Source organism: Bacillus sp. FJAT-27916 (genome assembly GCF_001183965.1).
In the GTDB taxonomy this organism is placed as follows: domain Bacteria; phylum Bacillota; class Bacilli; order Bacillales; family Pradoshiaceae; genus Pradoshia.
This window is the reverse complement of sequence record NZ_LFZV01000001.1, coordinates 3,632,456-3,644,977: the sequence shown is the minus strand read 5'-3', so window position 1 is coordinate 3,644,977 and position 12,522 is coordinate 3,632,456. Positions and strand designations below refer to the sequence as shown.

The window sequence follows — 12,522 nt, the reverse complement described above, 5'->3', positions numbered from 1 at the left end:
TTCATGCGAACTATTACTTTATCAGATGGAAGAACCGTTGAGGTGGAATGCCTGAGCTGTGCGTTAACGAGTGGTCTGGTTGAGCCGGATGGCGGTGTGATTGGGGAGACAGCTCATTTCCATGCTCATCAGGATGCTGCCTATCCAATCAAGGGACTGGTGATTGTCGCATCCAAACGCCATATTATCAGCTTGGATGAATTGACTGATGCGGAGCGGCTGGACTATATCAGCTTTCTAGCGAAAATCAGAAGGGCACAGCGGACCGTCCTTGGAATTGAGCATGTCTATTACTTCTATAATGAGGATACAACCCATCATTTTCACACATGGATGGTACCGCGTTATCAATGGATGGAATCGTTCGGACGCTCGATCGAATCTGTGCGTCCTGTTCTACTCCATGCGCGAACAGAGATGAATGATAAGAAAAGCAGGGAAGAGATGTATGACGGTATTCAAAGGCTAACGGCTGAATTAAATAGACACATCGAATGCTAGTGATTCGATGTGTCCTTTTTTTATGATTTAGCAGTATATTTTCGAATGGCAGGAAGGATTTCCGTGCCAATGATTTCAATTTTCTCGATGACTTTTTCGCGCGGCACTCCGCCGAAATCCATCTGGGCAATATAGCGCTGGTGACCAAATTGTTCATGCTGATAAAGGATTTTCTCAATAATCTGCTGTGGACTGCCGACATTCATGACATTATGCGGGTTACTTCCTTGGATGAAAGCAGCATGCGGAAAACCGCGTCCCTTGGTGCGTTCCATTCCTTTATTGATATGAGGGTAGTACTCGTCAAGCGCTTTCTCGGCATCGTCTGCGATAAAGAAGAAGCCAGCCGTTGCGACTGGAAGGGTAGATGGGTCATAGCCGTTTTGTCTGGCTGCTTCCCGGTAAGCGTCAATAGAACGCTTGAATGTCCCCGGTATGCGGATTAGGTAAATGGTCGCCCAATGTATAAATACCAAATTAAAGTCCCTTGCTTGCATCAATACGATACTATTCCATGATAATCCCCCTTATAAATGAAGCTGATTAGGGATAAGTATACTAAAATGCTGGAAAAAGAACCCGGATGATGACTTATGGAGGGGGAGGAATGCATTGAGCTTTTTCACTCGGGAAGATAATGATTCTATGGATTGTTTTAAGTGTAACAAAATTAATTTTGTTCATTTCCTTCTCAATAAAACTTTGTGGTAAAGGCAATAAGGGTATAGATCAAGGATGTGAGAAAAGGAAGGTTTGGATAAAAGAAGAATTCTTTATTTACATTTGGTATATCTGTTTTTATCCCGCGAACCCCTTGTATAGCTTGGTCATAGTATCGAGCTTTAAGCTCTCCGGTTGAAGTGAAAAACCAATTGAATAGGGTGAAGATTACTCCTACAAAAAAAGAATCGTCAAGGAAATTGGAATGATAATGATGTGACAAACTAAAACTTGTACCAATTAATAATAATAAAGTAAGAGTAATGGTTAATATTTTTTTAAACAATATCCTCTTTCCCTTCTGAACAGCTAAGTATTTACTGCCTGCATTTCCTGTTAATAAAGTATATTTGAGGTCTAAAATAGATATCCCTTATATAAACCGCAAAATATTCCATTAATTAAAATTGACCAAGCGTGGGTGTAAAAAAGAACCCGCCTCTCTAGGCGGGTTCCTATGGTTAACACTTATTTTCTACTACTTCAATCTTACTTCGCTGCCGATTATAAAGAAATACTAAAGCGATGAACCAAATTGGTGTCAGTAAGAGTGCGAGTCTCGTTGCCTCAGCAAACAGCATGACAATTAGTACGAGTGCGAATAACGCTAAAACGGCATAGTTGATGAATGGGGCGAATGGTGCCTTGAACGTCGATTTAGCAGCAAGTTCTGGCCGTGTTTTCTTATAACGGATATGGGCAATCAGGATAATGCTCCATACCCAGATGAAACAGATTGCGCTTATGGTCGTCACAATCGTAAATGCCTGTTCAGGAATGACCTTGCTGAGAAGGGCCCCAATTGATACAACAACGGCAGAAAGGAATAGCGCATTGCTTGGCACGGCATTCTTATTCAATTTCCCGATTTTCGCCGGAGCAGAGCCATCCTTACTTAAGGAGTGAAGAATGCGGCTTGTGGAGAAGAGACCACTGTTGCAGGCTGATGCAGCAGATGTCATGACGACGAAATTGATTATGCCGGCTGCCACTGGAATGCCGATAAGCGTAAATACACCGACGAATGGACTGCTGTCTCCGTTCAGCATTGTCCATGGATTGATAGTTAGTATAACGATAATCGCTCCGACATAGAATAATAGAATTCGTACCGGAATCTTATTAATTGCCGAGGGAATGTTCTTTTTAGGATCAGCTGTTTCGGCTGCTGATACACCGACAAGCTCCATGCCGACGAAAGAAAAGACGACAAGCTGGAAGGAGAGCAGGAAGCCTTGTACCCCATTCGGGAACATGCCGCCGTGACTCCATATATTTGATAGGGAAACCGTTCCCGTATTTGTTTGAAAGCCAATGACCAATAATACAATTCCGACCGCAATCAAAGCAATAATCGTGATGACCTTAATAATGGCAAACCAGAACTCAAGCTCGCCAAACAGCTTAACGGATAATAAATTCAATGCTACGAGAATAATTAAGCACGCAAATGCCGGTAACCATTGCGGAATGTCAAACCAATACTGCATGTAGACTCCGACGGCAATGATGTCCGCCATCGCGGTCATGATCCAGCAAAACCAATAGGTCCAGCCTGTCACATATCCAGCCCACGGTCCGATATATTCCGTGGCGAATTCCGTGAAGGAGGTATACCCGGTATTCGATAATAGCAATTCCCCTAAAGCCCTCATCACAAAGAATAACGCAATCCCAATCAGAAGATAGGAAAAGATGATAGATGGACCTGCCAGGGCAATTGATTTACCTGCCCCCAAAAATAACCCGGTTCCAATTGTTCCGCCAATGGCGATTAATTGAACGTGCCGGTTCTTTAAATCTCGTTTTAACTCTTGTTGCCCCATGTTTCTTCGCCTCCGCTTGTATGTCTAGATGAACCGGATAAAGTTCCCCGAGAAAATAAAAAAGAGATTGGAACAGAATCCAATCTCTAAAGGGCATTTTAGAAAAATAACAATGCAATACTTGCTACTCTCCTGTCCTTTTGCCTGAGATTATGAATCCTTCGGCGCTGCACATTTGCTGTACAGTCTCTCCAGAAGCTGCTCCTGCCATAGTTTGATCCACGGCATTCAACGCTTACTAGTATCCAGTTTTCATGGAAAAATGATTCCCATTTATTTTTATAGAATAATGGAAGTCTAACATGAATGCGATAAATGGGTCAATTATTTTAACCGGAAATGACTGGGAAATGTCGAAAAATCATTTGGAAGCTTATCTAACAAACAGACTGACAAGGAGCGTTATTAAAGCATATGATTTTACTAAAGCATTTGATGTATATTAGTGCGGGGTAAAGAATAAGAGGAGTATCTGAATGAATAGACTAAGAGAGTGCTTGAGACAAAAGAGGTGTTGAAATGATGAATGATGCGATGAAACGCGGGATAGCAGAAGCAAGAAGAACGATGAACCAAAATGATGGGGGACCTTTTGGAGCTTCCATTATTGATAAGAACGGGACGGTCATTGCGGTTGCATCCAATACCGTGCTGAAGGATCATGATCCGACCGCGCATGCGGAGGTCAATGCGATCCGCAAGGCCGGTGAGGTGCTCGGAACGCATGACCTATCAGGCTGTGTACTGTATGCTACAGGTTTTCCATGTCCGATGTGTCTATCGGCCATTATATGGGCTAATATTCAAAAAGTGTACTATGGCTGCACACCGAAGGACGCAGAGGCGATAGGATTCAGGGATGATTTTATTTATCGTTTCATTCAGGATGGTTTCGAGGATTCATCCATTCTTGACCTTGAGGAGCTGGACCGTACCCAATGCATGGAGTTATTCGAGGAGTATGCACAAGCGAATAAAGCCATTTATTAAATAAGGGCCATTCTCTTAATGTGAGAATGGCCCTTATGCCAATGCTCAGGGAGCAGGGGTTATCAAGGAGCTTGTTCAAGAAGGCAGGAAAGGCTTTGTAACCTGTGAGCTGCTCTCCTTGTCAACGGATATTGAATCATACTTCGAGGTGGGTACTGAATGTCAGGAGGTATGTGCGGAGCTTGGAGCAGAGTTTGCCCAGGTTGAATTCCCGAATGACTCCTATGATACGATCATCGCATTAGCGAAGCTTGTAAAGAAGCAGATAGAAGCTGTTCCAGCTTCCCGATAGGCACGAAAAAAGCCCCGATAATATGGGGCTTAGGAATTATTTATCATCTTAACTCATTACCGCATGTGCAAAATGCTCAATCTTATCTTTATGAATGCTGACGGTCTCTCCGTCTGCGAGGCTCTTCATAGCCATCTTCCCAACAAGCCGCTCAATGAAGCTGAGTGCATCCAGGCGAATCTCCCCTCCAAAGGATTCATGTGCAAGTGCATGGGCTAGAAGCTCTGGCGGAAAGTTATCGGTGAAATGCTGCTCTGCCTGCTGTTCATTGCCACAGCAAATGAATAAACCAATTTCCTTGTCGAGCAGTTCGCTCTTATGGTTTTGCATAAATTCCTTTACCGCGCTGTGAAGCCTGCCGTATCGAATCGGGCCGCCAATAAGAATAGTGTCATAATCACTGAGATCAGGCTCTTGGCTGACAATATCAATGAGGGTTGTAACCCCGTCAATCTCGTGCGCGAGCATCTCAGCACAGGTCTTGGTGGTGCCGCTTTTTGAAGCATAAACAATCATTGTTTTCATGGTGCTTAATCGCTCCCTTCAAGTGAAATGAATGTTCACCATAAGCATACATGAAATATTGCAAGGAATCGAATGATGCATCTTGAATAAGGATAGGAAGAGGGAGGCGATAAGGATGACAAAAGGTGGGAAGTATGTGGAGCTCTCTGGTGGAGCGGAATTATATGTGCGGGATATCGGACAAGGGGAGCCATTGGTGTTTATTCCCGGCTGGACCTTTACCCTGGAGGTATTTGAAAAGCAAATAGGGCATTTTGCCAAGACACATCGGGTGATTGCCATCGACCCGCGCAGTCATGGACAATCGACAGTTACAGCAGAGGGGAATGAATACATCACCCATGCAAAAGATCTGCAGACAGTACTTCAAGCGTTGGAGGTTCATGAACCCACGCTTATCGGTTGGTCATTTGGCTGTTTGACGATTTGGGAATACGTCAGGCAATTTGGTGCGGACTCCATCAAGTCGTGTATATTGGTCGATATGTCGCCAAAGGCCCTCTCGGTTAATGAAGGAGATTGGACAGAAGGAAGCTTATATGATATCGCCGCAGCATACACGAATTATTTATGTAATTCAAAGGGGCAGAGAGCATTTGTGGAGAATTATGCAAGAAACGTCATGGTACAGCGCGATTTAAACGAGGATGAGCTGCAGTGGCTGATTGAACAATCCTTGAATACTCCTTATTATATTGCCGCTAATCTCTTTGCAGCGGGCATGTTCTCAGATTACCGCAAGGAAGCAAGACAAGTGAGTGAGGCTGTGCCAACCTTAGCTATTGTTGCCGAGCATTGGCAGGACGCAGCAAAAGGAACGCTTGCACATATTTCACCAGACGTGAAGGTGGAGGTTCTTGGCGGGCATTTGATGTTTTGGGAGCATGATAAAGTGTTTAATGCCATTATCGAGGAGTTTTTGAAAGGGTAAAAATAATCCCCCTTCATGAAATGAAAGGGGGATTATTATGCTTACTCCTGCTCGCCAATCAGGGTCTCGGCAATATTCTTGGCATGGTCGCCAATTCGCTCAAGATTGCTTAGGATATCAACGAACACTAATCCTGCTTGAGGGCTGCATGCTCCGCTATTCAAGCGAAGAACATGTTGCTTGCGCAGTTTGCGTTCCATTTTGTCCAAGGTGCGTTCATGCTCGACAACCTTGTAGGCAGCCTCTTTGTCCATATGCTCAAAAGCATCGAGTGCTTCTTTTGCCGCTTGGATGGCGATATTGAACATTTCATCTAAATCAGACATGGCTTCCTCTGTAATAGAAACCTTGTTGCTAAGCTGGTATTCGACAAGCTCGAGGATATTCTCGAAATGATCCCCAATTCGCTCAAAGTCATTAATCGTATGCATTAGAATGCTATGCTCATCTGATTCATGCTGGGATAAAGAGCTTGCTGATACTTTCACGAGATAATCTGTAATTCGATGGTCAAGATTATTAAGGGCTTCCTCAAGCTGTGTAGCTCTATTGAGTGAGGTCTTATCTTTCGTCATTAAGTAATTCTTGGATTCCTCCAAGCCGTTAACAGCGAATTCACCCATGCGCAGAATTTCCTGCTTTGCCTGTCCAAGCGCAATGGCTGGTGCTTTATCCATCAGGATAGGATCCAAATGCTTGGGCTTGAATTCAATAGCAGCATCCTCACCAGGAATTAGCTTTGTCACAAGCCATGCATAAACTCCGATGAACGGGAACATGATGATTGTGTTCGTCACGTTGAAGGCACCGTGAGCGAAGGCAATTGTCATCTCAGGGTTCAATCCGAGGGTCGTTTGGAACCAAGAAATCAAGGCAGTATAAGGAACAAGGAGTATCATGAAGATAGCAGCACCAATTAAGTTGAAGAGAACATGAACACTTGCAGCTCTTTTCGCCGTGACAGAAGCCCCGATAGAGGCGAGCACAGCTGTAATGGTCGTACCGATATTATCTCCAAATAAGACAGGCAGGGCGCCGTTTAGGTCAATAAGCCCTTCCCCGAATAGTCCTTGCAGAATTCCAATTGTGGCACTGGAGCTCTGAACAATCAACGTAAAGACCGTTCCGACAATCAAACCAAGAATGGAGTTCTCACTCAGATTGACCGTCAAATCAAGGAACCATTCAAACGAGCGCAATGGCTTCATCCCGCTGCTCATTAATTCAAGGCCATAGAATAAGAAACCAAAGCCGAAAATGACTTGCCCGATATTATGAACCTTCTGATTCTTAAAGAAGAATAACAGAATGGCACCAACAAAGATGATAGGGAGAGCATATTCACCAACATCGATCCCAATGATGAAGGCCGTAACGGTTGTTCCGATATTGGCTCCCATGATTACCCCGATTGCCTGGCGAAGGGTCATAAACCCGGCACTGACCAACCCGACTGTAATAACAGTGGTTCCGGAGCTGCTCTGAATCAAGATTGTCACCAAGACCCCTGTCAAAACTCCCATTAATGGGTTTGTCGTATATTTATCTAGCAAATCGCGCAAACGATCTCCGGCAGACTTTTGCAGACCGTCACCCATAAACTTAATGCCGAATAGGAAGACCCCTAATCCGCCGATGAATTGAAATATCATCTCTTGAATATTTATCTCCACAATTTTCCTCCTAGGTATAAATTTTACACTCAATCCTCCAAATTATTATGTAGAAAGTATTTAAAGTAAAGGTATTCCAGGGAATCTTTACAATTATTTAATAATTCATTTACTTTAGTGAAACAAAAATCCGAAATGTGATAATACGCTGCCTTTATGTATTAACGTTCCATTTACAAAATCTTCATAGAGCAGTAATTAAGTGAACAAGCTTATTGTTATTGTGAAAACATGGGAGGAATGATGCTTGGCAGGAAAGTATGTACCTATCACTCTAAGAACCTAGCAAAATCAAATGGATATGTATAGGGAGGATTTTGCTTCATTTTGATGAAAATAAAGTAAGACTGCGTATAAAAAAGTGTTTTAACTTGTCTGTTTTGGTCTTCCGGCTGATGGACCTTCCTTATGAAATGAAGGTGATCGATTATTTGGTTTTATATAGGAGAAAGAGGACCAGTTAAGGGAGAAAACGATAGATTTAAGAGTGGGGGCAGAATTTATGGGTGAAATTCTTATGGTGAGTGCGAGGAAGCTCAAGACTAAAAACATGAGGTATGGGCGATATGGATGTATGAGCGAATCATAATGTTCCATACACGAGAGATAGAGAATATTAGGATACCGGCCGGCTAATTCCTGTCAAAAAATGCCCCTATCTCAATCGAGATAGGGGGATATCATTAATACTGTTCGCCAATTAATGTTTCGGCAATATTTTTAGAGTGATCTCCGATACGCTCAAGATTGCTGAGGATGTCAACGAACAACAATCCAGCTTGCGGTGTGCAGACACCGTTGTTAAGGCGGAGGATATGTTGTTTACGTAATTGACGTTCCATTTTGTCTAATTTACGCTCGTGATCGACGACCTTATGGGCCAGTTCTTTATCCATTTTCTCAAAGGCTTCCATAGCGCAGGTTGCGGCTTGGATAGCGACGGTGAACATCTCATCTAGATGCTGCATTGCCTCACCTGTGATGGTGATTTTATGATTGATTTGATATTCGGTCAGCTCGAGAATATTATCGAAGTGATCGCCGATTCGTTCAATATCATTAACCATATGCATAAGAATGCTATGCTCATCAGATGCTTGCTGTGAGAGTTCATTTGTTGAAATTTTCACGAGATATTCTGTAATCTTTTGATCAAGATTATTTAGGGCTTCCTCAATTTGATAGCCTTTATTTAAAGAGGCGGCATCCTGACTAAGAAGGTAGTTCTTCGTTTCCTTCAATCCTTTGACTGCGAATCTACCCATGCGCATCGTCTCTTGTCTTGCTTGGGCTAATGCAAAGGCAGGTGCTTGGTCAATCAGAATTGGGTCCAAATGTTTTGGTTTGTATTCGATAATCTCGTCTTCACCTGGAATGATTTTCGTAACGATCCATGCGTATGCACCAATGAACGGAATCATAATCAACGTATTTGTCACGTTAAACGTCCCGTGTGCAAAAGCGATTGTCATCTCAGGGTTCAAGCCTAAAGTGCCCTGGAACCAGTTGATGAGTGCCGTAAATGGTACGAGCAAGATAAGGAAGATCGTTGCGCCGAGAATATTGAATAATACATGAACGCATGCCGCTCTTCTTGCGGTAATGGATGCACCGATGGAGGCAAGAATCGCTGTAATGGTTGTTCCGATATTATCTCCGAATAATACGGGAAGGGCGCCGTTTAAGTCAATCAGACCTTCTCCAAACAGACCTTGCAGGATTCCGATTGTTGCGCTGGAGCTTTGAACAATTAAAGTGAAGATGGTTCCCACTAATACGCCAAGTATGGAGTGTTCACTCAAGCTGACGGTCAAATCAAGGAACCACTCGAAGGAGCGAAGCGGCTTCATTCCGCTGCTCATGAGCTCTAAACCGAAGAATAGGAAGCCAAAGCCGAAAACAACTTGTCCTATATTGTGAATTCGTTGATTTTTAAAGAAGAATAGCATAATTGCACCGACGAAGATAATGGGCAATGCATATTCGCCGACATCAATCCCGATGATGAATGCCGTAATGGTTGTCCCAATATTTGCCCCCATGATAACGCCGATTGCCTGTCTAAGGGTCATAAATCCGGCACTGACGAGACCAACGGTTATGACGGTTGTTCCGGAGCTGCTTTGGATGAGGACGGTAACCAAAATACCTGTCAGAATCCCCATAATGGGGTTTGTCGTATATTTATCTAATAAATCTCTAAGCCTGTCCCCGGCAGACTTTTGAAGGCCATCTCCCATAAATTTGATTCCGAAAAGGAAGATACCCAATCCGCCTAGGAATTGAAAGATGATCTCTTGAATATTGATATCCACCATATTCCTCCTGAAAATTATATTGAAATAACTTCCTTTATTATCGAGTAGAACAAATAAATAGTAAATATGTCCCGAAGAATCTTAACATTAACTTTACAATTCAATCGCTTTTGTAAATAATCTCTTGTCATTGCTTATTAGCCTTTACTTTTCCTCAATCAGCTATACATATTGAAAGGTAAGAAGTGTTCCTGTTAGAAACTATAGGTGGAAAATTATACAATAGAGTTAATTACAGCAAAGACAAGGCGGGGGTTCGCATGGAAAAACTTACGACATATTCATTGTTTGACGTGATAGGGGAGCTCTTTTCAGAGGAAATTTCATTTGCAGTAACCAATACGAAGGAATATATTTTCTATCGGTCAAGCAAACGAATCAATTTAAAGATTGCCCCTGGCGATCCTGTAAAGGAAGGGACAATTACGTATAAGGCACTTCATACGGGAGAGAAGGCATCAGAATTTATTAGTCGGGATGTCCTAGGGGTTCCATATCACGGGATAGCGGTTCCTTTTCATGAGGATGGAGAGATTGCCGGCTGTATCACAGCCATATATCCAGCACTAACAGAGGCGAGATCAGTCGTTACCTTGAAAACCCAGGATGGCTGGGTACCGGTCACCTATGAAGATATTTATTATATAGAATCGAAGAATCGGAGAACATATGTCACCTCAAGTACGCAAACCGGCACGAATAAGAATACCCTGCAAGAATTTGAATTTACGTTACCGAAGGATAGCTTCATCCGTTGCCATCGCTCCTATATTGTTAATGTGAAGCAAATCAAGGAAATCTATCTTGATACGCATTCCACCTTTGTTCTATCCATGAAGAATGGACAGCTTATACCGGTTAGTCAATCCTATTCAAGTTATTTTAGAAGAATGCTAGGATTCTAGTAAATGCTGGCTTAACCGTGGAAAATACTGGTTCGTCGAAAAAATCGGGTAACCTATCGAGATGTGTCTATCCTGTGAAAAATATGAGGTACACTTATCAAAAAAACGATGAAAGAGTGATGAGATGCAGCTCAATTTAAATCGTATTCGAAACCATGAGTTACGTAACCGAATCGTTGAACCGGAAGAGGCGGCCACATGGATTAGTGACGGGATGACATTGGGATTAAGCGGGTTTACTCGAGCGGGCGATGTGAAGGCCATTCCTCAAGCCTTAGTGAAGAGAGCAGAAACGGAAAGCTTTAAAGTCAATATCTATACGGGTGCTTCCATGGGTCCTGATGTAGACAAGTATTTCTCTGAAGCAGGAATCATCAACAAGAGGCTTCCATTCCAAGCAGAGCCCATTATGCGTAAACAAATTAACCAAGGCAATATGCATTTCATTGATCAGCACTTATCTCAGACATGTGAATGGGTTCGGGCAGATGTTCTGCCGGCTATTGATTACGCTATTTTGGAAGCGGTTTCTGTTACGGAGGATGGGTATATCATTCCAAGTACCTCTGTTGGAAACTCTCAAATATTTGCCGAAAAAGCAAAAGCAATCATTATTGAAATCAATACGGCACAGCCGGAATGGCTGGAGGGCATTCACGATATTTATGACCCAGGCGAGCAAGGAAGCAGGAAGCCAATTCCGCTTGAACGACCAGATGACCGTATCGGGGAGATTGGGATTAAGGTTGATTTGGACAAAGTGAAGGGGATTGTTTTCTCAAATAAGCTGGACTCTGCTTCCACTATTGTTCCGCCTGATGAAGAAACGGTTATCATGGCCAATCACCTGCTTAATTTCCTTCGTGCGGAAATTAAGGCTGGTCGTTTAACAAAACAGCTGGCACCTCTGCAATCCGGTATCGGAACCGTTGCAAATGCTGTTTTCCATGGATTCCTTCATTCCGAGTTCAATGACCTTGAGGTGTATTCGGAAGTTCTTCAAGATGCTGTATTTGACTTGATGGATGCGGGGAAAATCAAATTCGCATCAGGATGCTCGATTACCCTGTCCGAAAAGGCAATGGATAATCTGCTTGTAAACTTTGAGAACTACGTTGACAAACTTGTCTTGCGTCCGCAGGAAATTTCTAATCATCCTGAAATCATCCGTCGTATGGGCTTGATTTCTATTAACACGGCCCTTGAAATGGACATTTACGGGAATGTAAACTCCACGCATGTATGCGGAACAAATATGATGAACGGCATCGGCGGCTCAGGTGACTTTGCACGAAATGCCCGTTATGGAATCTTTGTAACGAAATCAATTGCCAAGGATGGCAAAATCTCAAGCATTGTTCCATTCGTGTCCCATATTGATCACACTGAGCATGATGTGGATGTTGTCGTCACTGAGCAAGGATATGCTGACCTTAGAGGATTGGCGCCAAGAGAGCGTGTCGGCGTCATCATTGAGAACTGCGCACATCCAATGTACCGAAAGCAGCTATGGGATTACTATACAGAAGCATTAACACGCGGTGGACAAACTCCGCATATTCTTGAAAAGGCTTTCTCTTGGCACACAAACTATCAAACAAAGGGAACCATGCTGATGGAAGAGAAGGAATATGCTGAGATGAATAACTGAGTTTAGTCATGTGTATTCATTAAGGGGGAATGCACAGCTTGAAATGCTTTGGGATATTTAGTTGGGGGACTGGATATTCCTTGCTCTGGCTGCAGAGCAAAGAGGTATGGGGGAAATCAAGGGGTATATATGAATAGATAAGATTATTGTTAAGAGGCTGGGACATAAGTATTTCAGCCAATGATAAACC

General features: G+C 43.1%; 10 protein-coding genes, 1 pseudogene and 1 riboswitch. Of the genes and pseudogenes, 6 read left to right on the top strand and 5 right to left on the bottom strand.

What is annotated here, in order from left to right; all coding sequences use genetic code 11:
- Positions 1-3 precede the first annotated feature (3 nt).
- Entirely contained in the window at positions 4-501 is a 498-nt protein-coding gene (locus AC622_RS17830; RefSeq protein ID WP_049672276.1) for an HIT family protein, read from the top strand.
- 20 nt (positions 502-521) lie between these two features.
- Here AC622_RS17830 and AC622_RS17825 read toward each other — a convergent pair.
- Positions 522-926: pseudogene (locus AC622_RS17825) on the bottom strand (LLM class flavin-dependent oxidoreductase); the annotation flags it as partial.
- A gap of 756 nt (positions 927-1,682) precedes the next feature.
- Positions 1,683-3,047: an amino acid permease gene (locus AC622_RS17815; RefSeq protein WP_049672274.1), complete on the bottom strand. Its 1,365-nt coding sequence runs from the start codon at positions 3,045-3,047 to the stop codon at positions 1,683-1,685.
- A gap of 122 nt (positions 3,048-3,169) precedes the next feature.
- Positions 3,170-3,252: riboswitch (glycine riboswitch) on the bottom strand.
- A 314-nt stretch (positions 3,253-3,566) separates the two neighbouring features.
- Between AC622_RS17815 and AC622_RS17810 the strand changes: the two genes are divergently transcribed.
- Both AC622_RS17810 and AC622_RS21120 read left to right on the top strand, forming a co-directional pair.
- A complete protein-coding gene (locus AC622_RS17810) occupies positions 3,567-4,037 on the top strand; it encodes a nucleoside deaminase (protein WP_049672273.1) in 471 nt (156 codons plus the stop codon).
- Positions 4,038-4,155: 118 nt separating this feature from the next.
- A complete protein-coding gene (locus AC622_RS21120; RefSeq protein ID WP_197089958.1) occupies positions 4,156-4,329 on the top strand; it encodes a hypothetical protein in 174 nt (57 codons plus the stop codon).
- Between the two features lie 48 nt (positions 4,330-4,377).
- On the opposite strand, the gene AC622_RS17805 is transcribed toward AC622_RS21120, so the two are convergent.
- The gene (locus AC622_RS17805) at positions 4,378-4,854 is read right to left on the bottom strand and encodes a flavodoxin domain-containing protein (RefSeq protein WP_049672272.1); all 477 of its coding nucleotides are present in this window, start codon (positions 4,852-4,854) and stop codon (positions 4,378-4,380) included.
- A 115-nt stretch (positions 4,855-4,969) separates the two neighbouring features.
- On the opposite strand from AC622_RS17805, the gene AC622_RS17800 reads away from it, so the two are divergent.
- On the top strand, positions 4,970-5,785 hold the full coding sequence (locus AC622_RS17800) for an alpha/beta fold hydrolase (protein WP_049672271.1): 816 nt from the start codon (positions 4,970-4,972) through the stop codon (positions 5,783-5,785).
- Between the two features lie 41 nt (positions 5,786-5,826).
- Here AC622_RS17800 and AC622_RS17795 read toward each other — a convergent pair whose 3' ends face one another.
- Complete coding sequence (locus tag AC622_RS17795) at positions 5,827-7,458, bottom strand: Na/Pi cotransporter family protein (protein ID WP_197089957.1); 1,632 nt, start codon at positions 7,456-7,458, stop codon at positions 5,827-5,829.
- A 683-nt stretch (positions 7,459-8,141) separates the two neighbouring features.
- Entirely contained in the window at positions 8,142-9,776 is a 1,635-nt protein-coding gene (locus AC622_RS17790) for a Na/Pi cotransporter family protein (protein ID WP_049672270.1), read from the bottom strand.
- 260 nt (positions 9,777-10,036) lie between these two features.
- Between AC622_RS17790 and AC622_RS17785 the strand changes: the two genes are divergently transcribed.
- Both AC622_RS17785 and AC622_RS17780 read left to right on the top strand, forming a co-directional pair.
- Positions 10,037-10,681 (top strand): LytTR family DNA-binding domain-containing protein, encoded by a 645-nt coding sequence (locus tag AC622_RS17785; protein WP_049672269.1) that lies wholly within the window; start codon positions 10,037-10,039, stop codon positions 10,679-10,681.
- A gap of 124 nt (positions 10,682-10,805) precedes the next feature.
- Positions 10,806-12,332 carry an acetyl-CoA hydrolase/transferase family protein gene (locus AC622_RS17780; RefSeq protein ID WP_049672268.1) on the top strand — a complete coding sequence of 509 codons (1,527 nt, stop codon included), beginning with the start codon at positions 10,806-10,808 and terminating at the stop codon, positions 12,330-12,332.
- The last annotated feature ends 190 nt before the right edge of the window (positions 12,333-12,522 follow it).